Here is a 23,287-nt window from a genome sequence, read left to right on the forward strand (position 1 = left end):
TCCTTGAAATCCGTGCGAATCACCCGATCCGCACGAGTTGCTCCTTGAAATGCGCGCGCCGCTCGACATACGTCTTCGCGTTTGCGCGCAGCCGCGCGATGTCTTCGGCCGACAGCTCGCGCACGACTTTCGCCGGTGCGCCGAGGATCAGCGAGTTGTCCGGGAACGTCTTGCCTTCCGTCACGACCGCGCCGGCACCAACCAGACAGTTGCGGCCGATGACCGCGCCATTCAAGACCACCGCCTGAATCCCGATCAGCGAACCTTCGCCGATCGTGCAGCCATGCAGCATCGCCTGGTGCCCGATCGTCACGTTCTCGGCAATCGTCAGCGGAAACCCCGGGTCGGTATGCAAAACGGCGCCTTCCTGGACGTTGCTGCCGGCGCCGACCGCAATCGTCTCGTTGTCGCCGCGAATCGTCGCGCCGAACCATACGCTCGCGTTTTCCTCGAGCACGACCTTGCCGATGATGGCCGCCGTATCGGCGACGAATACGCTTTCGTGGATCGTCGGGGCCGTATCGCCCAGCTTGTAGATCGTCACGGAGTCTCCTTGGTGATCTTCGATGACGGGCGCCGGTAGAATGGCGCGTCCGGTTTGCCCGGCGCCTGGCGCCGCGGAACAAACGCATATTGTAAACCGTCGCGTGCCTGTGCTCCCACGCCGCGTACGCAAGGTGTCCCTGTTTATGAGCATCGCGTCTTCTTCTTTCGGCACGGCGCCCGCCTGCGTGCGCAGCGTGGCGCTCGATGCGCTGCGAGCTGCCGAGCCGGCGGCGAAAGCCGCGCAGGTACGCGCGCTGCACGATGCGCTGCGGGCCGGGCAGGCCGCGATCGTGCCGTTGCTTCAACTGCGCGAACCGGCCGATCTGCCCGGGCGCCCGGCGCGGCCGCCGCTCGTCGAGCCGCGCGAGTTGCAGCGGCGCAGCATGCGATCGCCCGAAGGGCGCGCCGTGCTGCTGCACGCGCTGGCCCATATCGAATTCAATGCGATCAACCTGGCGCTCGACGCGGTCTGGCGCTTCGCGGGCATGCCCGACGCGTTCTACGCGGACTGGCTGAAGGTCGCGGCCGAGGAGGCCTATCACTTCACGCTGCTGTCCGATCGTCTCGCGGCATTCGGGCATGCATACGGCGATTTTCCCGCGCACAACGGGCTGTGGGAGATGTGCGAGCGGACCAAGGGCGACGTGCTGGCGCGCATGGCGCTCGTGCCGCGCACGCTCGAGGCCCGCGGGCTCGACGCGTCGCCGCCGATCCGCGCGCGACTCGTGCAGGCGGGCGACGATGCGTCGGCCGCGATCCTCGACGTGATCCTGCGCGACGAAATCGGCCATGTCGCGATCGGCAACCGCTGGTTCCGCCATCTGTGCGACGCAGCCGGGCGCGACCCCGTGCCGACCTATCGGCAGCTCGCCGAGCAGTACCACGCGCCGCGGCTGCGTGGCCCGTTCAATTTCGATGCGCGGCGCGATGCCGGCTTCGAGCAGGCCGAACTCGACGAACTGGCCGCGCAGGACGCGGCGGACGGGCGCCCCGCGCATTAGCCGGATCGCGTTCGGCCGCGTCCGGGTGGTCGTGGGCCGGCTCGCGCGTCTCGCCGATGGTGTCTGCCGGCCGGCCCTCGAACGACCTCGCCGCTAGAGCGGCACCTCGATTGCCGACCGCCGGAACCGGGGCGTCGCCGCTATAATCGAACGACCATTCTTTTTTTTGGCGGCTGCGATGAGTGCCTCGAGTTCTGTTTCCGATTTCGTCACGGTGCGCGGCGTCCGGCTGCATGTGCGGCGCTGGGGCCGGCCCGACGCGCCGACGCTGTTCATGCTGCACGGCTGGATGGACGTCGCGGCGTCGTTCCAGTTCGTCGTCGATGCGCTCGCGGGCGACTGGCAGGTGATCGCGCCCGACGCGCGCGGCTTCGGGCTGTCCGACTGGCCGGTCGCGAGGCAGGGCGGCGGTCACTACTGGTTCCACGAATACCTGGGCGACCTCGATGCGCTCGTCGACCGCTACGCACCGACCGGCGAGATCAACCTGGTCGGACACAGCATGGGCGCGAACGTCGTGTGCCTGTATGCCGGCGCGCGGCCGGAACGCGTGCGGCGCGTCGTCGACCTCGAAGGTTTCGGGCTCGCGCCGGCGCGAGCCGACCAGGCGCCGCGCCGGCTGCGCGGGTGGCTCGACGAACTGCGCGAGCCGCCCGCGCTGCGGCCGTACGCCTCGCTCGACGACGTGGCGGCGCGCCTGATCAAGACCAATCCGAGGCTCGACCCGCGCCGCGCCGCGTTTCTGGCCGCCCACTGGTCGAAACGCGGCGACGACGGCCTCTACCATCTGCTGGCGGACCCGGCGCACAAGATGCCGGGCCCGCTGTTGTACCGGCTCGACGAAGTCATGGCGATCTGGAAGCAGGTGCGTGCGAAGGTGCTGCACGTCGAGGCCGTCAATTCGCCGACGCTCGCGCACCTTGCCGGCGACATCCCGCTGCCCGAATTCAAGGCGCGCTTCAATGCGTTCCCCGACTGGCGCGAGAAGCTCGTCGAGGATGCCGGCCACATGGTGCATCACGACCAGCCCGAGCAGATCGCGGCGCTGATCGAGGCGTTCTGCGCGTAGGCGCGTGGCGCCGGCGGCAGGGCACGCGGGCGGCGCAATTGCGGCGTTGCAGTAGAATGAGGCCTTACCTGCGATGCTGATAATGAACGCCGATCTCCACTGCCATTCCAATGTTTCCGACGGGTTGCTGTCGCCTGCCGACGTCGCGCGCCGCGCGCATGCGGGCGGCGTGACCCTGTGGGCGCTGACCGACCACGACGAGATCGGCGGCCAGGCGGCGGCGCGCAGCGAGGCGGAAGCGCTCGGCATGCGCTACCTGAGCGGCGTCGAGATTTCGGTCACGTGGGCGTCGCGCACCGTGCACATCGTCGGTCTGAACATCGATCCCGCCCATCCGGCGCTGGTCGATGGCCTGTACCGCACGCGCCACGGCCGCGCGGCGCGCGCTGGCGATCGCGGAGCAGCTCGCGACGCTCGGCATTCCCGGCGCCTACGAAGGCGCGCTGAAATACGTGTCCAATCCCGACCTGATCTCGCGCACGCACTTCGCCCGCTTTCTCGTCGAAAACGGCCATGCCGAGTCGACGTCCGACGTGTTCGACCGCCTGCTGGGCGACGGCAAGCCCGGCTTCGTCCCGCATCGCTGGGCGTCGCTGTCCGACGCGGTCGGCTGGATCCGCGCGGCAGGCGGCGAAGCGGTGGTCGCGCATCCGGGCCGCTATCGCTATACGCCGGTCGAATTCGACGCGTTCTTCGGCGAGTTCATCGATCTCGGCGGCCGCGCGATCGAGGTCATCACGGGCAGCCACACGCTCGACCAGTACCGCGAATACGCGGACGTCGCGCGCCGCTTCGGCTTCGAAGTATCGCGCGGCTCGGATTTCCATGCGCCGGGCGAGGGCCGCATCGAGCTCGGCAGCCTGCCGCCGCTGCCGCCCGACCTGACGCCGGTCTGGGAGCGCTGGCTCTGACGCCGGGCGGCTTCGGGCCGCCCGTGTCGCCGCCGTTGCGCGCATCCGACTTCTCCCTCTTTACGTGTCCCCATGTCCCAGTTCTTCAGGATTCATCCGGATAATCCGCAGCCGCGCCTGATCAAGCAGGCGGTGGAGATCGTCAGCAAGGGCGGCGTGATCGCGATGCCCACCGATTCGAGCTATGCGCTCGCGTGCCATCTCGACGACAAGGACGCGGTCGAGCGCGTGCGCCGGATTCGCGGCCTCGACGAAAAGCAGCATCTGTCGCTGCTCGTGCGCGACCTGTCGGAGCTCGCCAATTTCGCGATGGTCGACAACCGCCAGTACCGGCAGATCAAGTCGGTGACGCCGGGCCCGTACGTGTTCATCCTGCAGGCGACGAAGGAAGTGCCGCGCCGGCTGTCGCACCCGTCGCGCAAGACGATCGGGCTGCGCGTGCCCGATCACGCGATCACGCTCGCGCTGCTGGAGTCGCTCGGCCAGCCGCTGCTCGGCACGACGCTGATCCTGCCGCCGGACGACGAACCGCTGAACGATCCCGAGGAAATCCGCACGCGGCTCGAGAAACAGATCGACCTCGTGATCGACGGCGGCGCGTGCCCGCGCGAGCCGTCGACGGTGATCGACCTGACCGGCGATGCGCCCGAACTCATCCGCGCGGGGCGCGGCTCCCTCGAACCCTTCGGGCTCTCGGCCGCATGACGCGCCGTGCCATTTTTGCGCGAGTGCGCTTGTTACAATAACGCGATATGGATGCTTCCCTGATACAGACCATCGCCGTCTACGCGCTACCCGTGATCTTCGCGATCACGCTGCACGAGGCCGCGCATGGCTATGCCGCGCGTCTGCTCGGCGACAATACCGCCTACGCGATGGGGCGCGTGTCGTTCAATCCGATGCGTCACATCGATCCGCTCGGCACGATCGCCATTCCGCTCGCGATGTACTTCCTCACCGGCGGCGCGTTCCTGTTCGGCTATGCGAAGCCGGTGCCGGTGTCGTTCGGCAACCTGCGCAATCCGCGCTGGGGCAGCCTGTGGGTTGCCCTCGCGGGCCCGGCCTGCAACTTCGTGCAGGCGCTCGTCTGGGGCGTGCTGACCCTCGTGCTGCCGGCCGTCGGCGTCGACGAGCCGTTCTTCACGCGCATGGCGTTGGCCGGCGTCAGCGCGAACCTCGTGCTCGGCGTGCTGAACCTGTTTCCGCTGCCGCCGCTCGACGGCGGCCGCATCCTGGCGGCGCTGCTGCCGACCCGGCAATCGATCGCGCTGTCGCGCATCGAGCCGTACGGTTTCATCATCGTCCTCGTGCTCGTCACGACGGGCGTGCTGACGAACTTCTGGCTGCGTCCGCTCGTCAATGTCGGCTATGCCGTGCTGAGCGCCATCCTGTCTCCCTTCGCCTCGCTTTTCTAACGACAATCATGTTCCCAGAACGTATTTTCTCCGGCATGCGACCCACCGGATCGCTGCACCTCGGTCATTACCACGGCGTGCTGAAAAACTGGGTGAAGCTGCAGTCCGAGTACCCGTGCTTCTTCTGCGTCGTCGACTGGCATGCGCTGACGACGCACTACGAGACGCCCGAGGTCATCGAGAAGAACGTATGGGACGTGCTGATCGACTGGCTCGCGTCCGGCATCGATCCGGCGCAGGCGACGCTGTTCATCCAGAGCAAGGTGCCCGAGCACGCGGAACTCGCGCTGCTGCTCGGCATGAGCACGCCGCTCGGCTGGCTCGAACGCGTGCCGACCTACAAGGAGCAGATGGAGAAGCTGAAGGACAAGGACCTGTCCACCTACGGCTTCCTCGGCTACCCGGTGCTGATGGCCGCCGACATCCTGCTGTATCGCGGCTCGCTCGTGCCGGTCGGCGAGGATCAGGTGCCGCACGTCGAGATGACGCGCGAGATCGCGCGCCGCTTCAACTACCTGTACGGCCGCGAGCCCGGTTTCGAGGAGAAGGCGCTCGAAGCCGCGAAGAAGCTCGGCGGCAAGCGCGCGAAGCTCTATCACGAGCTGCGCAACGCGTATCAGCAGGAAGGCGACGACGAGGCGCTCGAACAGGCGCGCGCGATGCTGCAGGAATCGCAAAGCCTGTCGATGAGCGACCGCGAGCGCCTGTTCGGCTATCTCGAAGGCGCGCGCAAGATCATCCTGGTCGAGCCGCAGGCGCTGCTGACCGAGGCGTCGCGGATGCCGGGCCTCGACGGGCAGAAGATGTCGAAGTCGTACGGCAACACGATCGGCCTGCGCGAAGACGCCGAGACGATCACGAAGAAGGTCCGCACGATGCCGACCGATCCCGCGCGCGTGCGCCGCACCGATCCGGGCGATCCCGACAAGTGCCCGGTGTGGCAGCTTCACCAGGTCTACACGGACGAAGCGACGCACGAGTGGGTGCAGAAGGGCTGCCGCTCGGCGGGCATCGGCTGTCTCGACTGCAAGCAGCCGGTCGTCGAGGGCATCCTGCGCGAACAGCAGCCGATGCTCGAGCGCGCGCAGAAGTACATGGACGACCCGTCGCTGCTGCGTGCGATCGTCGCGGACGGTTGCGACAAGGCGCGCAAGTACGCGACGGAAACGATGCGCGACGTGCGCGACGCGATGGGCCTGTCGTACAACTGATCCGGCGCATGAGCGAATCCGTCATCGCCGCCGCGGGCGGCCACGTCGGCCAGGCCGGGCCGTCGCGCTGGGTCGCGCAATGGGCGCGGCTCGTGCCGGCCGGCGGTGCGGTGCTCGACGTTGCCGCCGGCGGCGGCCGCCATGCACGCTGGTTCGCGTCGCGCGGCCATCCGGTCGTCGCGCTCGACCGCGATCCGGTCGCACTGGCCGCGTTGCGCGCGATTGCCGGCGTCGACGCCCGCGCGGCCGATCTCGAAGGCGCGCCATGGCCGCTGCCGGCCGACGAGCGGTTCGCGGCCGTGATCGTCACGAACTATCTGCATCGCCCGCTCTGGCCCCATCTATTCGATGCCGTGGCGCCGGGCGGTGTGCTGGTCTACGAAACCTTCGCGCAAGGAAACGAAACGGTCGGGAAGCCGTCCAACCCCGCGTTCCTGCTCGCCCCGGGCGAGTTGCTGGACGCCGTGCGCGGGCGCCTGCGGGTGGTCGCATACGAGGACGGTTTCGTCGCCGCGCCGCGCGAGGCGTTCGTCCAGCGTCTTTGCGCGGTGCGCGAGGGCGCGACCCCGAAGGCGGGGGCGGGAATTCCACGTTACGAACTGCCCGGCTAATCCGCTACAATCTCAACGTTTACCGGTACACAATCAATCGCGTTTCATGGCTAACGGCACCCAAGACGGCATTCAAATCCGCGGCAGCATCCCCGCGATCGTCACCCCGATGCTCGAAGACGGCAGTCTCGACCTGCCGGCGTTTCGCAAACTGATCGACTGGCACATCGCGGAAGGCACCGATGCGCTCGTCGTCGTCGGTACGAGCGGCGAGTCGGCAACGCTCAACGTCGAAGAGCACATCCTGATGATCCGCACTGCGGTCGAGCATGCGGCGAAACGCATCCCGATCATCGCGGGCGCGGGCGGCAATTCGACCGCCGAGGCGATCGAGCTGACGAAGCACGCGAAGGCCGTCGGCGCGGACGCGACGCTGCAGGTCGTGCCGTACTACAACAAGCCGACGCAGGAAGGCATGTACCGCCACTTCCGGACGATCGCCGAAGCGGTCGACCTGCCGGTGATCCTGTACAACGTGCCGGGCCGGACGGTCGCGGACATGGCGCACGAGACGACGCTGCGCCTCGCGGAAGTCCCCGGCATCATCGGCGTGAAGGAAGCGACCGGCAACATCGATCGCGCCGCGCACCTGATCAAGGCCGCGCCGAAGCATTTCGCGATCTACAGCGGCGACGATCCGACCGCGATCGCGCTGATGCTGCTCGGCGGCCACGGCAACATCTCGGTGACCGCGAACGTCGCGCCGCGCGCGATGAGCGAGCTGTGCCGCGCGGCGCTGGCCGGCGACGTGCAGACGGCCCGCACGCTGCACATGAAGCTGCTGTCGCTGCACAAGAACCTGTTCATCGAAGCGAACCCGATCCCGGTGAAGTGGGCGCTGCAGGCGATGGGCAAGATGCAGGGCGGTATCCGGCTGCCGCTCACGGCGCTCGACGAGCGCTGCCACGATGCCGTGCGTTCGGCCCTCGTCGAGGCCGGCGTTCTCTGATGGCAAGGCGGCCGCGTCCTGCGGCCGCCGGCTCGACCCCTGATCAACCCGCACCGGCCGGCTCCGTCCGGCGCCGCTCCTGACGAGCGTTCTAGCAAGACGAAGGATTTCATGAAACGTTTCGCCTTTTCCTCTCGCGCCATCCAGTTGTCGGTGGTGGCGCTGGCGCTGGGCGCGCTCGCTGGCTGCGATACGCTGAACGATTACCTGGCCCCCGATCGGGTCAACTACAAGAACACCGGTTCGGCGCCGCCGCTCGCGGTGCCGAGCGACCTGAAGCCGGTGCCGACGACGCAGCAGTTCGTCGCGCCGCCGACCAACGCCGGGCTCGGCACGCTGCCGCCGCGGGCCACGACGAAGGCCGGCAACGCGACCGACGGCATTCCGAGCGCGCAGGATCCGCTCGGCATGCACATCGAGCGCGACGGCGACCGCCGCTGGCTCGTCGTCGACGGCCGCACGCCCGAGCAGCTGTGGCCGATCCTGAAGGAGTTCTGGCAGGAGAACGGCTTCTCGCTGAAGACCGATGCGCCGTCGACGGGCATCATGGCCACCGACTGGGCCGAGAACCGCGCGAACATTCCGGACGACTGGTTCCGCCGCACGATCGGCAAGGTCATCGATTTCGCGTATTCGTCGGGTACGCGCGACCGCTTCCGCACGCTCGTGAACCGCACGTCCGACGGCAACACCGACATCTCGATCACGCACAGTGCGATGGAAGAAATGATGGTCGGCCCGCAGGGCGGCACGTCGTCGCGCTGGGAAGAGCGGCCGCGCAACCCGGTGCTCGAAGCCGTGTTCCTGTCGAAGCTGATGCAGAAGTTCGGCCTGACCGACGCGCAGGCAAAGCAGTTGCTGACCGATGCGCGCCCCGCGACGGCGCCGGCGCAGGTCAGCGACACGAGCGGCGGCGCGGCGACGCTGCAACTGGCCGAGTCGTTCGATCGCGCGTGGCTGCGCGTGGGCCTCGCGCTCGACCGGACCAACTTCACGGTCGACAATCGCGACCGCGAGAAGGGCGTGTACACCGTGCGCTATGCGAATTCGATGGAAGAGCTCAAGCGTGACGGCCTGTTCGGCAAGCTGTTCTACGGCGGCCCGTCGGCGGCGAAGCCGGGCAAGGAGTTCCTCGTCAACGTGCGCGCGCAAGGCACCGGCGGCACGCAGGTCGCGGTGATCGGCGCGAATGGCCAGATCGACAACTCGTCGGACGCGCAGCGGATCATCTCGCTGCTGCACGCGCAACTGAACTGAACGCGTGCGATTCGCCAGCCTCGGAAGCGGCAGCGAAGGCAACGCGCTGGTCGTCGAGGCCTCGAGCGGCACGACGACCACCCGCGTGCTGCTCGACTGCGGCTTTTCCGCCAAGGAGGTCGAGCGCCGGCTCGGCCGACTGAATCTCTGCATCGCCGATCTCGATGCGATCCTCATTACCCACGAACACAGCGACCACGTCGGCAGTGCGCTGACGCTCGCGCGCCGCGCGTCGCTGCCGCTCTACATGAGCTGGGGCACCGCGCGCGCGGTCGGCGCGGACGAGGCCGATGTCGATCTGCACGTGCTGTGGGGCGACGAGACGGCCGCGATACGCGATCTGGCCGTGATGCCCTATACGGTTCCCCACGATGCGCGGGAACCGCTCCAGTTCGTGTTCATGGACGGAAGCCGCCGGCTCGGCGTGCTGACGGACGTCGGGATGGCCACGCCGCACATCACGGCCGTTTTGAGCGGCTGTGACGCGCTCGTCCTCGAATCCAACCACGATACCGCGATGCTGGCCGCCAGCCGCTATCCGCAGTCGCTGAAGGCGCGGATCGGCGGCAACCACGGCCACCTGAGCAACGACGCGGCGGCCGACATCCTCGCGTCGCTCGAACGCAGCCGTCTCCAGCACCTGGTCGCGGCCCATCTGAGCCAGCAGAACAATCTGCCGGAACTGGCCCGCCAGGCGTTTGGCGGCGTGCTCGGGACGGACGGGGAAGACGTGATCGTGGCCTCGCAGGACGCGGGCTTCGACTGGCTGACGCTCGGATGAGCAGGGCGGGGCCGCCGCGGCGGCCCGAAGCGACTGCCGGGCGCTCGATTCGAAAGCGGCAGACGTAAAAAAACCGGCCCTCGGGCCGGTTTTTTTTCAGCTGACGCTGAAGGCTTACTGGCTTGCGCCCGAAGCCGGAGCAGCCGTCGCTGCCGAAGCAGCCGACGCCACTGCAGCAGCAGCGTCGCTCGCAGCAGCCGTTGCCGACGAAGCAGCAGCCGAAGCGTCGCTCGCAGCACCAGCAACTGCCGAAGCAGCCGACGAAGCAGCAGCAGCCGCGTCGCTTGCAGCCGACGAAGCAGCTTGATCAGCGCTCTTGTTGCAAGCAGCCAGTGCAACAGCAGCCAACAGGGAAGCTACGAGGAGGGATTTCTTCATGATCACGTCCTTTTATGGTTAAAGGTAAGCAACAGCGCGAAACAATACCGGTAATGTGCTCCAACACCGACCTGGGCCGCTGGTGGAGATGCACTTCTTAGAGCGTGAATCTTCCCTACGGCTTGGGCGGAAATTATATGCACTTTCCTATCGACCGTCGACAAATGCGGGGTCAATACGTTGTCTTTCCCATACAGAATTTGATCTGTACGGGCATACGGGGCGACTCACACTAATTCCGGCATCCGACCCGTATCCAGCCCGCACGATACCACTCGTGCAACAAGGCTGTCATCGAGGGAACCCGGGATAGTGTTACAAACCGTTTCGCCTCCATCTGGCGTTGATTGGCCAGTTCGGGCAGCCATTCATCGGCTTGCTCGAGTGGTCCTTCCTCGCCATTAATGAAGTACGAGCGCGCGTTATACATCAATGCGGCCCTTCTGTCGAGACGCACGCCACGGCGTGATGCCTGCGTGACGAACGCCGCCTCGGACAGCGGGCGCTCGGGCGGGTCGAAAACGACGTTCGATTTGGGCTCGCTCAGGTAGCAGCCGAGGAATTCGGCGACGTCGCGCTTGCGCCAGCGGATCGCGTCGACGATCTCGGCGACACGATCGACCATGGCCGGCGGCAGTTGCGCGGGCGCATCGACGGCCGGCTGCTTCGGATCGCGGTAGAGATCGTCGCCGCCCGCGTCGCGCAGGCCGCCGCGCTCCGCGAGGTAGTACAGGAACTGGGCGCCCAGCTCGCCCGCGGACGGGGCCCGGAAGCCGATCGAGCAGGTCATGCACTCGCCCTCGGCGACGCCGTCATGCGCGATGTGCGGCGGCAAATACAGCATGTCGCCGGGCTCCAGCACCCATTCGTCGCTCGGCTCGAAGTTTTCGAGAATCTTCAGCGGCACGTCCGGCTGCAGCGACAGATCCTTCTGCGCGCCGACCCGCCAGCGGCGCCGGCCCTCGACCTGCAGCAGGAATACGTCATACGAATCGAAATGCGGGCCGACGCCGCCGCCGTCCGTCGCATACGAGATCATCAGGTCGTCCAGCCGCGCGTCGGGGATGAAGCGGAAGCGGTCGAGCAGCGCGCGCGCCGCGTCGACGTGCAGATCGAGCCCCTGCACGAGCAGGGTCCAGGATTTGCGCGTAACGGCGGGCAGCGCGTCGGGTTCGAACGGGCCGTGCGCCAGTTGCCACTTGTTACGAAAATGGGTGATCAATCGCGATTCCGCGTCATAGTCGGCGGCGAGCTCGAACAATGCATCGCGCGTGACCGGCGACGCGACGCCGGGAATCGCCTGGCGGATCAACAGCGGCTTCTTCTTTTGCCAGTAGCCGCGCATGAATTGCGCCGGCGTAAGGCCGCCGAGCAGCGGCGTGGGAAGATCGGGGGGGGCGGCGCGCCGAGCGGGGCGGCAGCGGCTTGCCGCGGTTCGGCTTGAGACCGGTTGCGCATCGTATAATGAGACTTGTATTTGGGAGAATTGGATGAAAATCGCAAAAAACACCGTCGTGTCGGTCACTTACAAGCTGTCGGACACACAGGGCAACCTGATCGAGGAAAGCGACGAGCCGATGGTCTATCTGCACGGCGGCTATGATGGCACGTTCCCCAAGATCGAGGAACAGCTCGACGGCCACGAGGCTGGCTACCAGGCGCAGATCCAGCTCGAGCCGCAGGACGCGTTCGGCGACTACGATCCCGAACTCGTGAAGATCGAGCCGCGCGACCGTTTTCCCGAGCCGCTCGAAGTGGGCATGCAGTTCGAAGGCACGCCGGAAGACGGTGACGAGGAAGTCGACTCGCTGATCTATACGGTCACCGATATCGCCGAAGACAAGGTCGTGCTCGACGGCAACCACCCGCTGGCGGGCATGGCGCTGCGTTTCGCGCTGACCGTGAAGGACGTGCGCGAAGCCACCGAAGACGAAATCGAGCACGAGCACGCGCATGGCGCGGAAGGGCTCGAGATCCTCGACGAGGACGACGACGAAGACGGCGAAGCGCCGTCAGGGCGCACCCTGCACTGAGCTTGCCGGCAGGCCCGGCGCCGGCCCCGATGCAGGGGGCGGTGCCGGCCACGACGCGCCGCCCGGTGCGGCGCCGTCGCCCTGCAACGGCGGCGCGACCGACGACGCATCGGGCAGCGCCGGCAGCGCGGGGATTTCCGGCATCTGCGGCAGCGGCACGTCGTCGCGCGGCACGAGCGGCAGCGTGGGCGGCACCGGCAGATTCTTCGGTACTTCCTGCAGGCTCACGTTGAAGATCGTCTGCCGTGCCGGCGATACGCTCACCTTCACCCACTGATTCCCCGGATGGCGCGGTCCGATCGCGACGCGCGTCACGTTTCCTACCAGCTCACCGTCGTCGCCATGCAGCGGACGGTCGATCAGAAAGCCGTTCGCCAGCGGTTCGCCGCTCGCGTGCACCACCAGTATCGGGCCCCGGAACGCCCCCGCGGCCTTCACGAGCGTTCGTTTCAGCTCGCGGAAGCCGTCGCGTACGCGCGGCCGGTTGAAGCGCAGCCACGCGAAGCGCTCCGAGCGTTCATAACGTTCGAACTGCGGATCGCCTTCGAAAATCACGACCATCGCGCGCGCTTCGCGCCGCTTCGCATATTCGGCCGCGTGGTCGATCCAGAAGCTGTTCGCGATCACGCGGTCCTCGAATTCGCCGTTGCGGCCGCCCGCCGTCAAATAATGGTTGTTCGGCGCCGGCACGTTGAGCGCGACGTAGACGATGTCGTCGCGCATCCAGCGGGCGTTCTCGCGATACGGCCGGAACCGTGCGACTTCGCTCTCCCGCGTAATCTGCAGCGCACGGGGGGCGGGCAGCGCGGAATCGGCGAGCAGCGTCTGCCGCAGGAAATCGAGCCGCTCGACCGGGTCGTAGCCGCCTCCCGCCGCCGTGTTGCAGGCGATCCAGTCGTCGTGGCCGGGAATGAACACGAGCGGCACGCGCGCCGAATCCAGGATCGCGCCGCGCTGCGAATACAGCGTGTCGCGGCATGCTTCCTTCGAGCCTTTGAGATCGCCCGCATAGACGACGAACGCGAGGTTGCGCTCCCGTGCGATCGCATCGAGCAGCCGCTGCGCGGCCGGTTCGTCCGCCGGGGCGTTGATGACGCCCGACACGACCGCGAACGAGTAGGGCGCGGCGCTGCGCTTGGGCGGCGCGGCCAGCGCCCCGGCCTGCGCGAACGCAAGAACCGCCGCGACGAGCGCGGCGGCGGCGCGGGCCGGCAGGCCCCGCGCAATGCGCTTACGCGTGCCCGTCGGCATCGTGCAACCGGACCAGCGTGCGCAGTTCGTACAGCAGGTCGAGCGCCTCGCGCGGCTTGAGATCGTCGGGATCGATGTCGCGCAGTTTTTCGAGCGCCGGGTGCGGCGTGTCGGGCAGCGCCGGTGCGTCCGCGCATTCGAGATCGTCGACGGCCGCCGGCGGCGCGCTGAAGAGATCGAGTTGCGGCGTGTGCTGGGAGGCCGACTGCTGTTCGAGATACGCGAGGTGCTTGCGTGCGGCGCGGATCACCGGTGCCGGGACGCCCGCGAGCTGTGCGACCTGAAGACCGTAGCTCTGGTTCGCCGGGCCTTCGTTGACCGCGTGCAGGAACACGATGCCGTGGCCGTGCTCGACCGCCGACAGATGGACGTTGGCCGCTTGCGGGAATTCGGCCGGCAGTTGCGTCAGCTCGAAGTAGTGCGTCGCGAACAGCGTGTAGCACGCGTTGTGCGCCAGCAGGTGGCGCGCGATGGCCCAGGCGAGCGCGAGGCCGTCGAAGGTCGACGTACCGCGGCCGATCTCGTCCATCAGCACCAGGCTTTGCGGCGTCGCGTCGTTGAGAATCGCCGCGGCCTCGGTCATCTCGACCATGAAGGTCGAGCGGCCGCCTGCGAGATCGTCGGCCGCGCCGATGCGCGTGAAGATCCGGTCGATCGGGCCGAAGCACGCCGACTTCGCCGGTACGTAGCTGCCGACGTACGCCATCAGCGCGATCAGCGCGGTCTGCCGCATGAACGTCGACTTACCGCCCATGTTCGGCCCGGTGATCAACAGCAGCTTGCGCTCGGGGCCGAACCGGCAGTCGTTCGCGATGAACTGCTCGACCTGCGCTTCGACGACCGGATGGCGCCCCTGTTCGATTTCGATGCCGATCTCGTCGGTGAAGGTGGGCGCGACCCAGTCGAGCGCGCGTGCACGTTCGGCGAAGGCGGCGAGCAGGTCGAGCTCGGCGAGGGCCGAGGCGACGCGCTGGCATTCGGGGATGAACGGCAGCAGCGCCTGCAGCACGGAGTCGTACAGCGCGCGCTCGCGCGCCAATGCGCGTTCCTGCGCGGACAGCGCCTTATCCTCGAAGGTCTTCAGTTCCGGCGTGATGTAGCGCTCCGCGTTCTTCAGCGTCTGGCGGCGACGGTAGTCGTCGGGCACCTTGTCGGTCTGGCCGCGCGTGACCTCGATGTAGAAGCCGTGCACCTTGTTGTATTCGACGCGCAGGTTCGCGATGCCGGTGCGCGCGCGCTCGCGCGCTTCGAGGTCGATCAGGAACTGCCCGCAGTTCTCCGAAATGTCGCGCAGCTCGTCGAGCTCGGCATCGTAGCCGCGCGCGATCACGCCGCCGTCGCGCACCATCGCGGCCGGCTCGGTGGCGATCGCGCTCGTCAGCAGGTCGAGGCATTCGGCGGGCGGCGCGAGCGCCGCGTCGACGCGCGCGAGCGCATCCGCGTTCGCGACGATCGCGCCGATGCGCTCGCGCAGCGCCGGCAGCGCGGCGAACGTGTCGCGCAGGCTCGACAGGTCGCGCGGGCGCGCGGACAGCAGCGCGAGCCGCCCGGTGATCCGTTCGACGTCGGCGATCTGGCGCAGTGCGCTGCGCAGCGCATCGAGGCTCGCGCTGGCCGGCGCATCGAGCAGCGCGCCGATTGCCTGCTGGCGCGACTGCGCGGCGACCGATGCGCGCGGCGGATGATGCAGCCAGTGACGCAGCAGGCGGCTGCCCATCGTCGTGCAGCAGGTGTCGAGCAGCGAATACAGCGTGGGCGACTCGGTGCCGCGCAGCGTCTCGGTCAGTTCGAGATTGCGGCGCGTGGCCGGATCGAGCCCGATGTATTCGGTTTCGTTCTCGACCTTCAGGCTGCGCACGTGCCGCAGTTGCTGGCCTTGCGTGGCCGCGGCATAAAGCAGCAGCGCGCCGGCCGCGCCGCACGCACTCGTCAGCGAATGCGCACCGAAACCGTCGAGGCTCGCGACGTCGAGCTGGTCGCACAGACGCTGCGTGCCCGATGCGATGTCGAAGTGCCAGGCCGGCACGCGCTTGGTTGCGCCCGCGCCGGCGGGAATGGCGTCGGTTGCCCCGTCAGGCGTCAGGATTTCGGCCGGCCGGATGCGTTCGAGCGCGGCGGCGAGCTGCTCGGGCTCGATTTCGGCGAGCCGCAGCGCGCCGCTCGCGAGGTTCAGCCACGCGAGGCCGATGTTGACCGCGACGCCGCGCTTGTTGTGGCCGGTGCACATCGCGAGCAGGTAGACATCGTTCTTGTCGGACAGCAGCGCGGCATCGGTCAGCGTGCCGGGCGTGACGACGCGCACGACCTTGCGCTCCACCGGGCCCTTCGACGTGGCCGGATCGCCGATCTGCTCGCAGATCGCGACCGATTCGCCCATCTTCACGAGCTTCGCCAGATATTGCTCGACCGCGTGATGCGGGACGCCGGCCATCTTGATCGGCGTGCCGGCCGACGCGCCGCGCTGCGTGAGGGTCAGGTCGAGCAGGCGTGCCGCTTTTTCCGCATCCTCGAAGAACAGCTCGTAGAAGTCGCCCATCCGGTAGAAGACGAGCGTGTCCGGATGATCGGCCTTGATGCGCAGGTACTGCTGCATCATTGGAGTGTGGCCTGCGAAGGCTTCGGGCGACAGCGTGGTCATAGGTCAGGCATGAAGTTGTTGCTTGGGTTGCCCGAGTTTACCAGTGGCATCGACGTGAACGCGCGAAGTTGGCCGTTTGGTCGACTGCCGGCGCTGTCGTGCAGTGGCAGCCGAATTCGCGCGGTCGCTCGCGAGCGCTTGCCACGAGGCACCGAAGAAGGGCGCATGGCCGTGGGCGGCGCGTCTTTCGCCCTTCCGAAGCGTTGCAACGAGCGGGGCAGGCCCGGCGGCGCTCGGCTGGCGAGCCTGCGCGCGCCGACCCCGTGCCGCTAATCAGGACGCGTGCCCCGACGTCAGGCTGAGCGCGACCGCTTGCGCGACTTCGATACCGTCGATCGCCGCCGAATAGATGCCGCCGGCATAGCCGGCGCCTTCGCCGGCCGGATACAGGCCTTCGACGTTCATGCTCTGGTAGTCGTCCTTGCGCCGAATCCGGATCGGCGACGACGTGCGCGTCTCCACGCCGGTGAGCACGGCATCGTGCATCGCGAAGCCGGCGATCTTCTTGTCGATCTCGGGCAGCGCTTCGCGGATCGCTTCGATCACGTAGTCCGGCAGCGCGGTACTGAGATCGGTCGGCGTCACGCCGGGCTTGTACGACGGCTCCACCGCACCGAGCGACGTCGACGGCCGGCCCGCGATGAAGTCGCCGACCAGCTGGCCGGGCGCGCGGTAATCGCCGCCGCCGAGTTCGAACGCGCGCGTTTCCCATTTACGCTGGAACGCGATGCCGGCGAGCGGGCCGCCCGGATAGTCGTCCGGCGTGATGCCGACGACGATGCCCGCGTTCGCATTGCGCTCGGCGCGGGAATACTGGCTCATTCCGTTGGTGACCACGCGGCCGGGCTCCGAGGTCGCGGCGACCACCGTGCCGCCCGGGCACATGCAGAAGCTGTAGACCGCGCGCCCGTTGCTTGCGTGGTGGACCACCTTGTAGTCGGCCGCGCCGAGCTGCTTGTGGCCCGCGAACTTGCCGAAGCGGCTGCGATCGATCACGCCTTGCGGATGCTCGATCCGGAACCCGAGCGAGAACGGCTTGGCTTCGATATAGACGCCGCGGTCGTGCAGCATCTGGAACGTATCGCGCGCGCTGTGGCCCACGGCCAGCACCACGCGGTCGCACCGCAACGTTTCCCCGTTCGACAGCTTGAGCGCGCGCACCTTGCCCTGGTCGATTTCGATGTCGTCGACACGGGTTTCGAAGCGCACTTCGCCGCCGAGTTCGTGGATCGACGCGCGCATTTTTTCCACCATGCTGACGAGGCGGAACGTGCCGATGTGCGGGCGGCTCAGGTACAGGATGTCGTCGGGCGCGCCGGCCTTGACGAATTCGTCCAGCACCTTGCGGCCATAGTGGTTCGGATCCTTGATCTGGCTGTACAGCTTGCCGTCGGAAAACGTTCCCGCGCCGCCTTCGCCGAACTGCACGTTGGATTCGGGATTGAGCACGCTCTTGCGCCACAGGCCGAAGGTGTCCTTGGTGCGCTCGCGCACGGCCTTGCCGCGTTCGAGGATGATCGGACGGAACCCCATCTGCGCGAGGATCAGCCCCGCGAACAGCCCGCACGGGCCCATGCCGATGACGACCGGGCGCAGGAAATCGGCGTGTTCGGGCGCCTTGGTGACGAAGTGGTACGTCATGTCGGGCGTCACGCCGCAATGCGGCTTGCCGGCGATCCGCTCGAGCGCGGTCGCTTCGTCCTTGACTTCGACGTCGACGATATACGTGAGCTTGATGTCGGCACGCTTGCGCGCGTCGTGCGCGCGGCGGAACACGGTGTAACGGAGCAGCCCGTCTGGCGCCACGCCGAGCTCAGCGAGGCGCGCGCGAATCGCGGCCTCGAGTGCGCTCTCGGGGTGGTCGAGGGGGAGTTTGATTTCGCTTAGCCGTAACATGGGGACTCGGATGCGATTGCCACGGCGCCGTGGCGGTGTTGATACAGGCGGGGCCGGCATGCCGGCGGCCTCGTTCGCCGCGCGCGCATGCCGGACGCAAACCATTCGCGGTCGTTGCGGCAGAAGCGGAGCGAGCGGCAATACGCCGACCCGCACGCGCCGCGCGAGCAACTTCAGGATAGGCGCACGAAGCGATCCGTGTGCACGGAAGATTTATCCGTGCGCCAGACGATCGGCGCGCCATCGTGACGATGCCGCGCGAGCGGTTTGCGCGAAAGCCGCGCCACGCGGGCGCGGCCCGGGCTTACTCCGCTGCCGGATGCACGCGGCTGTAGCGGTTCAGGATCGGGATCATCTGTGCGTAGATCTTCGGGTTCGCGGCGACGATTTCATGGCGATGCAGGAAATCGGCGTCGCCCGTGTAGTTGCCGACGAGGCCGCCGGCCTCGGTGATCAGCAGGCTGCCCGCCGCCATGTCCCACACGTTGATGCCTTGCTCGAAGAACGCGTCGAGGCGGCCGGCCGCGACGTTCGCGAGATCGAGCGCCGCCGCGCCCGGGCGGCGCAGGCCCGTGCAGGCCTGCGTCATTTCGGTGAAGAGGCGCGCGTAGGCGTCGAGGCCGTCCTTCTCGCGGAACGGGAAGCCCGTGCCGACCAGCGCGTCTGACAGGCGGTCGCGGCGGCCGACGCGGATGCGGCGGTCGTTCAGGTACGCGCCGCGGCCGCGGGTGGCCGTGAACAGGTCGTTCTTGTTCGGATCGTAGACGACGGCCTGCGTGACGACGCCCTTGTGCTCGAGCGCGATCGAGACGCAGTAGTACGGGAAGCCGTGGATGAAGTTGGTCGTGCCGTCGAGCGGATCGATGATCCACTTGAATTCGGATTCGTTCTCCGATTCGCCCGATTCCTCCGCGAGGATCGCGTGATCGGGGTAGGCGGTCTTCAGCGTCTCGATGATCGCGTCTTCGGCGGCCTTGTCCACTTCGGTGACGAAGTCGTTCTGCTGCTTCTTGCGGATCTCGATCAGGTCGAGATCGAGGGACGCGCGATTGATGATCTGTCCGGCGCGGCGCGCAGCCTTGACAGCAATGTTGAGCATGGGATGCATGAGCCTGGATCCTGTAGCCGGCGGCACGGGCCGCCACGAAGTGGGACAACCGCCCGGAACGGCGCAAGCGTGCCGGGGCGAGGTGAGACGCGAATTGACAAAGAGCGGGGTACGACCCGCGCTGCGCCGGGCGCAACGCGTAAAGGCATGATTTTACCCGATTTTCGGCGGTTTCAGGCGACCGGCATGCGGGGAAACCCCCACTGGCCGTCCGGACGAGTGGGTTTGCGCGGGCGATGGCGATACCATACGGCCATTCTGATGAACCGAGTCGTATCGTAGTGGAAACCCCGCAGAACACCGCCGCGCCGTCCGAATCGGGCGCGGCCTCGTCCGCGCCGCCGTCCGGCGGCTTCACGTCCACCCGCTTCGTGCTCGTCGAGCCGAGCCATCCCGGCAACGTCGGGGCGGCTGCCCGCGCGCTGAAGACGATGGGCTTCTCGCGCCTCGTGCTGGTCGCGCCGCGCGTGCCGCACGTGCAGCGCGACCCCGACGCGATCGCGATGGCCAGCGGCGCGGACGACGTCCTCGCGTCCGCGCATGTCGTGCCGACGCTCGGCGAAGCGCTGTCCGGCGTTCACTGGTCGATCGCGCTGACCGCGCGCACGCGCGAATACGGGCCGCCGCGTCTTGCACCGCGCGCGGCCGCCGCGCAGGCGAGCGCGCAGGTCGGCGCGGGCGACATCGCGCTCGTGTTCGGCAACGAGCGCACCGGTCTCGCGAACGAGCATGTCGACCAGTGCAGCGCGCTCGCGCATATTCCGGCCAACCCGGCCTACAGTTCGCTGAACCTCGCGCAGGCCGTGCAGGTGCTCGCATACGAGTTGCGTGTCGCGTTTCTCGAACAGGCGAGCGAGCCGTCGGCGCAGCCGCCGGCCGAAGCCGGCACGCTCGCGCAGAGCGACGAGATCGAGCGGATGTACGTGCACCTCGAGAACGCATTGATCGCGCTCGACTTCCTCGATCCGCGCAATCCGAAGAAGCTGATGCCGCGGCTGCGGCGCCTGTTCGCGCGCACCGGCCTCGAGCGCGAGGAGGTCAACATCGTGCGCGGCATCGCGAAGCACATCCTGCTGAAGTCGGGCCAGCCGGGCGGCGACGCGTAAGCGGCCGACGCTCCGATTGCCGGGCGCGGGGAATCCGGTGGCGGGCCATGCTTCGACCCACCGGAAGCGTCGAAGCTTCTATTTCTCCGACCGACCCACCCTGCAAACGCCGCCACGGCAAGCGTCCCGGTCGAATACCCGCGCCGACGGCGGGGTGAACGCGCGGCCGCGTGCGGCCGCGCGCGACTGGCCCTACAATCGCCGGACATCATAAGCAAATGACCCGGTGCGATAACGGCCGGCATTGCCGGCGATGCGCGCCGGCCTTTTCCCAGACCACATCATGTTCACGAGACTGCGCGAAGACGTTGCAACGATTCGCGAGCGGGATCCCGCCGCTCGCAGTGCGTGGGAAGTGCTGACCTGTTATCCGGGGCTGCACGCGCTCGTGCTGCACCGATTCGCGCACGCATGCTGGCGCGCGAAACGCTACTGGCTCGCGCGGTTCGTGTCGCAGGCCGGCCGGTTCCTGACCGGAATCGAGATCCATCCCGGCGCGACGATCGGCCGGCGCGTGTTCATCGATCACGGCATGGGTGTCGTGATCGGCGAGACGGCGATCATCGGCGACGATTGCACGATCTATCAGGGCGTGACGCTGGGCGGTACGTCGCTCACGCGCGGCGCGAAGCGCCACCCGACGCTCGAGGCCGGCGTGATCGTCGGTGCCGGCGCGAAGGTGCTCGGCGGTTTCACGGTCGGCGCGGGCGCGAAGATCGGCTCGAACGCGGTGGTCGTCAAGCCGGTGCCGGCGGGGGGCACGGCGGTGGGCAACCCGGCGCGCATCGTGATGCCGGCGCAGCCGAAGCCGCAGGCCGAGCGTGCGGCGTTCAGCGCATACGGGATCACGCCGAACGCCGACGATCCGATGTCGCTCGCGATTCACGGTCTGATCGATCACGCGGCGAAGGAAAGCCGCCGCGTCGACGAGATCGTCGCGGCGCTCGAGCGGCTCGGCACGCATCTGGAAACGCTGCAGGGCGCCGACGCGGCGCGCCTCGACCTGCGCAGGCTGTCGGCGGTGCTCGAAGGCAAGACGGTCGAACGCCAGACGTAACGAACGCGATCGACGCCGGTCGCTGCCGTCAGTGCGACGGCAGCGGCGGCGTCAGTCGAGCGGCATCGCGTGGATGCCTTCCGCGTCGACGCGCAGGTAGCCGCCGCGCGGCGTGCCGTGATCGAGATCCCAGTCGGGCAGCACCCAGCGGATCCCGCCCGGCTCGGCGTGGCGCGCGGGGCGGTGCGTGTGGCCGTGAATGATCACGCTCGCGCGGCTCTTCCGGAACAGCGCGGCCACGCCTTCTTGCGTGACGTCGTAGACGGCCGACGCAGGGCGCATGCGGCCCGCTTCGCTGTTCGAGCGCATGCGCTGCGCGACCGCGCGGCGCCACCGGAACGGCCACGCGAGAAACAGCCATTGCGCGACGCGGTTGCGCGCGAAGCGACGGAACACCTGGTAGCCGCGGTCGGCCGTGCATTGCGCGTCGCCGTGCGCGAGCACGATGCGCTGGCCGAACGCCATGATCAGCGAAGGGTCGGGCAGCAGCATCGCGCCGGCGGCCTTCATGAAGCGCCGGCCGAGCAGGAAATCGCGGTTGCCGTGCATCACGTAGAGCGCGATGCCGCGTTCCGAGAACGTGTGCATCAGCGCGGCGATGCGTGCGGCGAACGGATCGTCGTCGAGGACGTCGTCGCCGATCCAGTATTCGAACAGGTCGCCGAGGATGAACACCGAATCGGCGCTGTCGGCGGTGTATTTGACGAAATGCTCGAACGCGGCGACCGTCTTCGGAATCGCCTCGCTCAGGTGCAGATCGGACAGAAACAGGAACGGGCGTGCGGCTTGCGCGTACTCGCGCTCGCCCGGCACGCCCGCGGAGACGCTTCGCGGCGGACTCTCCTGCAACATCGAAGTGCCTCCGTAACGGCGGGTGCGTCAGACCACCACGGCCTTTTCGATCACGACGTCGTCGGTCGGCACGTCCTGATGGAAGCCGGCGTTGCCCGTCTTGACGCCCTTGATCTTGTCGACCACGTCCTGGCCTTCGACGACCTTGCCGAACACCGCGTAGCCCCAGCCCTGCGGCGTCGGCGACGAGTGGTTCAGGAAGTCGTTGTCGTTCACGTTGATGAAGAACTGGGCGGTCGCCGAGTGCGGATCGTTCGTGCGCGCCATCGCGATCGTGTAGTTGTCGTTCTTCAGGCCGTTGTTCGCCTCGTTGTCGATCGGCGCGTCGGTCGGCTTCTGCTTCAGGCCCGGCTCGAAGCCGCCGCCCTGGATCATGAAGCCGTTGATCACGCGATGGAACACGGTGCCGTCGTAATGGCCCTTCTTCACGTAGTTCAGGAAGTTCTCGACCGTCTTCGGTGCCTTCGCGGCGTCGAGCTCGAGCTTGATCACGCCGTGGTTCGTATGCAGTTCAACCATGATGAATTCCTTCGGTGAGGCAGTTTAAATGGCACGCGGCCGGTCGTGCGACGCGGCCGCGTGAGGCGCCGGACGTGCCGGCAGGTGCTTACTTCGAGACGATGCTCGCCGATTCGATCACGACCGGTTGCGCCGGCACGTCCTGCATCGGGCCGCGCGAGGTCGTCGCCACGCCTTCGATCTTCTTCACGACGTCGAGACCCGACACGACCTTGCCGAACACCGCATAGCCGTTGCCGTCCGGGTTCGGGTAGTCGAGGCCGCCGTTGTCGACGGTATTGATGAAGAACTGCGCGGTGGCCGAATTCGGGTCGCTCGTGCGGGCCATCGCGATCGTGCCCGTCAGGTTCTTCAGACCATTGCGGCTCTCCAGCGGGATCGGCGCGCGGGTCGGCTTTTCCTCGAAGTTGGTCTTGTAGCCGCCGCCCTGGATCATGAAGCCCTTGATCACGCGATGGAAGATCGTGCCGTTGTACTGGCCGGCCTTCACGTAATCGAGGAAGTTGGCGACCGACTTCGGCGCCTTCTCCGGGTAGAGCTCGACGCGGATGTCGCCCTGCGAGGTCTTCAGCTGCACGACGGGGTGCGCGGTGGCCGATTGCGCGAATGCGGGCGCGGTCGCGAGAAGGGCGGCGCCGCCAAGCGCCAGCAACAGACGTTTCATTGCGATCCTCAGGTTGGGAGGGAAGGAAGGCCGC

21 protein-coding genes and 2 pseudogenes are annotated in these 23,287 nt (G+C 67.7%); 13 read left to right on the forward strand and 10 right to left on the reverse strand.

The window, feature by feature from the left end; translation table 11 throughout:
• Nucleotides 1–19 precede the first annotated feature (19 nt).
• Nucleotides 20–544 carry a gamma carbonic anhydrase family protein gene (locus LGN10_RS21995; RefSeq protein WP_034183575.1) on the reverse strand — a complete coding sequence of 175 codons (525 nt, stop codon included), beginning with the start codon at nucleotides 542–544 and terminating at the stop codon, nucleotides 20–22.
• A 145-nt stretch (nucleotides 545–689) separates the two neighbouring features.
• On the opposite strand from LGN10_RS21995, the gene LGN10_RS22000 reads away from it, so the two are divergent.
• From LGN10_RS22000 to LGN10_RS22045, 10 genes and pseudogenes are all read left to right on the forward strand, one after another.
• Nucleotides 690–1,547: a ferritin-like domain-containing protein gene (locus LGN10_RS22000; RefSeq protein ID WP_226225025.1), complete on the forward strand. Its 858-nt coding sequence runs from the start codon at nucleotides 690–692 to the stop codon at nucleotides 1,545–1,547.
• Between the two features lie 178 nt (nucleotides 1,548–1,725).
• Complete coding sequence (locus tag LGN10_RS22005; protein WP_059583355.1) at nucleotides 1,726–2,616, forward strand: alpha/beta fold hydrolase; 891 nt, start codon at nucleotides 1,726–1,728, stop codon at nucleotides 2,614–2,616.
• Between the two features lie 82 nt (nucleotides 2,617–2,698).
• A pseudogene (locus tag LGN10_RS22010) lies at nucleotides 2,699–3,527 on the forward strand (3',5'-nucleoside bisphosphate phosphatase).
• 72 nt (nucleotides 3,528–3,599) lie between these two features.
• On the forward strand, nucleotides 3,600–4,232 hold the full coding sequence (locus LGN10_RS22015) for an L-threonylcarbamoyladenylate synthase (RefSeq protein WP_226225026.1): 633 nt from the start codon (nucleotides 3,600–3,602) through the stop codon (nucleotides 4,230–4,232).
• 47 nt (nucleotides 4,233–4,279) lie between these two features.
• Complete coding sequence (locus LGN10_RS22020; protein WP_059583358.1) at nucleotides 4,280–4,942, forward strand: site-2 protease family protein; 663 nt, start codon at nucleotides 4,280–4,282, stop codon at nucleotides 4,940–4,942.
• An 8-nt stretch (nucleotides 4,943–4,950) separates the two neighbouring features.
• On the forward strand, nucleotides 4,951–6,153 hold the full coding sequence (locus tag LGN10_RS22025; RefSeq protein WP_006487046.1) for a tryptophan--tRNA ligase: 1,203 nt from the start codon (nucleotides 4,951–4,953) through the stop codon (nucleotides 6,151–6,153).
• An 8-nt stretch (nucleotides 6,154–6,161) separates the two neighbouring features.
• A complete protein-coding gene (locus tag LGN10_RS22030) occupies nucleotides 6,162–6,764 on the forward strand; it encodes a class I SAM-dependent methyltransferase (RefSeq protein ID WP_226225027.1) in 603 nt (200 codons plus the stop codon).
• A 46-nt stretch (nucleotides 6,765–6,810) separates the two neighbouring features.
• Nucleotides 6,811–7,713: a 4-hydroxy-tetrahydrodipicolinate synthase gene (gene dapA, locus LGN10_RS22035; protein WP_059583362.1), complete on the forward strand. Its 903-nt coding sequence runs from the start codon at nucleotides 6,811–6,813 to the stop codon at nucleotides 7,711–7,713.
• A 111-nt stretch (nucleotides 7,714–7,824) separates the two neighbouring features.
• The gene (bamC, locus tag LGN10_RS22040; protein ID WP_059643943.1) at nucleotides 7,825–8,970 is read left to right on the forward strand and encodes an outer membrane protein assembly factor BamC; all 1,146 of its coding nucleotides are present in this window, start codon (nucleotides 7,825–7,827) and stop codon (nucleotides 8,968–8,970) included.
• Between the two features lie 4 nt (nucleotides 8,971–8,974).
• Nucleotides 8,975–9,751: an MBL fold metallo-hydrolase gene (locus LGN10_RS22045; protein ID WP_059583365.1), complete on the forward strand. Its 777-nt coding sequence runs from the start codon at nucleotides 8,975–8,977 to the stop codon at nucleotides 9,749–9,751.
• A gap of 307 nt (nucleotides 9,752–10,058) precedes the next feature.
• Here the strand turns inward: LGN10_RS22045 and LGN10_RS33735 are convergent.
• Together LGN10_RS33735 and LGN10_RS22050 are read right to left on the reverse strand one after the other, a co-directional pair.
• Nucleotides 10,059–10,305, reverse strand: a pseudogene (locus LGN10_RS33735) (hypothetical protein).
• A 56-nt stretch (nucleotides 10,306–10,361) separates the two neighbouring features.
• Nucleotides 10,362–11,474, reverse strand: a complete 1,113-nt coding sequence (locus LGN10_RS22050; RefSeq protein WP_413227157.1) for a JmjC domain-containing protein — start codon at nucleotides 11,472–11,474, stop codon at nucleotides 10,362–10,364.
• Between the two features lie 145 nt (nucleotides 11,475–11,619).
• On the opposite strand from LGN10_RS22050, the gene LGN10_RS22055 reads away from it, so the two are divergent.
• Nucleotides 11,620–12,162: an FKBP-type peptidyl-prolyl cis-trans isomerase gene (locus tag LGN10_RS22055; RefSeq protein ID WP_059643952.1), complete on the forward strand. Its 543-nt coding sequence runs from the start codon at nucleotides 11,620–11,622 to the stop codon at nucleotides 12,160–12,162.
• Here the strand turns inward: LGN10_RS22055 and LGN10_RS22060 are convergent.
• The 4 genes from LGN10_RS22060 to LGN10_RS22075 all read right to left on the reverse strand — a co-directional run bounded on the left by LGN10_RS22060 (nucleotide 12,142) and on the right by LGN10_RS22075 (nucleotide 19,055).
• Nucleotides 12,142–13,413: a hypothetical protein gene (locus LGN10_RS22060; protein WP_226225028.1), complete on the reverse strand. Its 1,272-nt coding sequence runs from the start codon at nucleotides 13,411–13,413 to the stop codon at nucleotides 12,142–12,144. The two genes, LGN10_RS22055 and LGN10_RS22060, sit on opposite strands and share 21 nt — an antisense overlap.
• A complete protein-coding gene (gene mutS / locus LGN10_RS22065) occupies nucleotides 13,394–16,051 on the reverse strand; it encodes a DNA mismatch repair protein MutS (RefSeq protein ID WP_226225029.1) in 2,658 nt (885 codons plus the stop codon). The genes LGN10_RS22060 and mutS overlap by 20 nt, the downstream gene beginning before the upstream one ends.
• Nucleotides 16,052–16,324: 273 nt before the next feature.
• Nucleotides 16,325–17,947: an NAD(P)/FAD-dependent oxidoreductase gene (locus LGN10_RS22070; protein WP_226225030.1), complete on the reverse strand. Its 1,623-nt coding sequence runs from the start codon at nucleotides 17,945–17,947 to the stop codon at nucleotides 16,325–16,327.
• A 304-nt stretch (nucleotides 17,948–18,251) separates the two neighbouring features.
• Complete coding sequence (locus tag LGN10_RS22075; RefSeq protein ID WP_059608913.1) at nucleotides 18,252–19,055, reverse strand: inositol monophosphatase family protein; 804 nt, start codon at nucleotides 19,053–19,055, stop codon at nucleotides 18,252–18,254.
• Nucleotides 19,056–19,336: 281 nt separating this feature from the next.
• Between LGN10_RS22075 and LGN10_RS22080 the strand changes: the two genes are divergently transcribed.
• Together LGN10_RS22080 and cysE are read left to right on the forward strand one after the other, a co-directional pair.
• Entirely contained in the window at nucleotides 19,337–20,161 is an 825-nt protein-coding gene (locus tag LGN10_RS22080; RefSeq protein WP_226225031.1) for an RNA methyltransferase, read from the forward strand.
• A gap of 283 nt (nucleotides 20,162–20,444) precedes the next feature.
• Nucleotides 20,445–21,218 carry a serine O-acetyltransferase gene (gene cysE / locus LGN10_RS22085; protein ID WP_059583378.1) on the forward strand — a complete coding sequence of 258 codons (774 nt, stop codon included), beginning with the start codon at nucleotides 20,445–20,447 and terminating at the stop codon, nucleotides 21,216–21,218.
• 51 nt (nucleotides 21,219–21,269) lie between these two features.
• Here the strand turns inward: cysE and LGN10_RS22090 are convergent, their stop codons facing one another.
• The 3 genes from LGN10_RS22090 to LGN10_RS22100 all read right to left on the reverse strand — a co-directional run bounded on the left by LGN10_RS22090 (nucleotide 21,270) and on the right by LGN10_RS22100 (nucleotide 23,253).
• Complete coding sequence (locus LGN10_RS22090; RefSeq protein ID WP_226225032.1) at nucleotides 21,270–22,070, reverse strand: UDP-2,3-diacylglucosamine diphosphatase; 801 nt, start codon at nucleotides 22,068–22,070, stop codon at nucleotides 21,270–21,272.
• A 27-nt stretch (nucleotides 22,071–22,097) separates the two neighbouring features.
• Entirely contained in the window at nucleotides 22,098–22,589 is a 492-nt protein-coding gene (locus LGN10_RS22095; protein ID WP_006483987.1) for a peptidylprolyl isomerase, read from the reverse strand.
• Nucleotides 22,590–22,677: 88 nt separating this feature from the next.
• Nucleotides 22,678–23,253: a peptidylprolyl isomerase gene (locus LGN10_RS22100; RefSeq protein ID WP_059583382.1), complete on the reverse strand. Its 576-nt coding sequence runs from the start codon at nucleotides 23,251–23,253 to the stop codon at nucleotides 22,678–22,680.
• Between the last annotated feature and the right edge of the window lie 34 nt (nucleotides 23,254–23,287).

Source organism: Burkholderia sp. AU32262 (assembly GCF_020419985.1).
GTDB lineage: Bacteria > Pseudomonadota > Gammaproteobacteria > Burkholderiales > Burkholderiaceae > Burkholderia > Burkholderia semiarida.

Coding starts and splice junctions, on each gene's coding strand:
- LGN10_RS22095 (WP_006483987.1), bottom strand. CDS start 22,589: ATGGTTGAACTGCATACGAACCACGGCGTGATCAAGCTCGAGCTCGAC.
- LGN10_RS22060 (WP_226225028.1), bottom strand. CDS start 13,413: ATGCCGACGGGCACGCGTAAGCGCATTGCGCGGGGCCTGCCGGCCCGC.
- LGN10_RS22005 (WP_059583355.1), top strand. CDS start 1,726: ATGAGTGCCTCGAGTTCTGTTTCCGATTTCGTCACGGTGCGCGGCGTC.
- LGN10_RS22050 (WP_413227157.1), bottom strand. CDS start 11,474: ATGCGCGGCTACTGGCAAAAGAAGAAGCCGCTGTTGATCCGCCAGGCG.
- LGN10_RS22075 (WP_059608913.1), bottom strand. CDS start 19,055: ATGCATCCCATGCTCAACATTGCTGTCAAGGCTGCGCGCCGCGCCGGA.
- bamC (WP_059643943.1), top strand. CDS start 7,825: ATGAAACGTTTCGCCTTTTCCTCTCGCGCCATCCAGTTGTCGGTGGTG.
- mutS (WP_226225029.1), bottom strand. CDS start 16,051: ATGACCACGCTGTCGCCCGAAGCCTTCGCAGGCCACACTCCAATGATG.
- LGN10_RS22015 (WP_226225026.1), top strand. CDS start 3,600: ATGTCCCAGTTCTTCAGGATTCATCCGGATAATCCGCAGCCGCGCCTG.
- dapA (WP_059583362.1), top strand. CDS start 6,811: ATGGCTAACGGCACCCAAGACGGCATTCAAATCCGCGGCAGCATCCCC.
- LGN10_RS22070 (WP_226225030.1), bottom strand. CDS start 17,947: ATGTTACGGCTAAGCGAAATCAAACTCCCCCTCGACCACCCCGAGAGC.
- LGN10_RS22020 (WP_059583358.1), top strand. CDS start 4,280: ATGGATGCTTCCCTGATACAGACCATCGCCGTCTACGCGCTACCCGTG.
- LGN10_RS22025 (WP_006487046.1), top strand. CDS start 4,951: ATGTTCCCAGAACGTATTTTCTCCGGCATGCGACCCACCGGATCGCTG.
- cysE (WP_059583378.1), top strand. CDS start 20,445: ATGTTCACGAGACTGCGCGAAGACGTTGCAACGATTCGCGAGCGGGAT.
- LGN10_RS22090 (WP_226225032.1), bottom strand. CDS start 22,070: ATGTTGCAGGAGAGTCCGCCGCGAAGCGTCTCCGCGGGCGTGCCGGGC.
- LGN10_RS22000 (WP_226225025.1), top strand. CDS start 690: ATGAGCATCGCGTCTTCTTCTTTCGGCACGGCGCCCGCCTGCGTGCGC.
- LGN10_RS22100 (WP_059583382.1), bottom strand. CDS start 23,253: ATGAAACGTCTGTTGCTGGCGCTTGGCGGCGCCGCCCTTCTCGCGACC.
- LGN10_RS22055 (WP_059643952.1), top strand. CDS start 11,620: ATGAAAATCGCAAAAAACACCGTCGTGTCGGTCACTTACAAGCTGTCG.
- LGN10_RS22030 (WP_226225027.1), top strand. CDS start 6,162: ATGAGCGAATCCGTCATCGCCGCCGCGGGCGGCCACGTCGGCCAGGCC.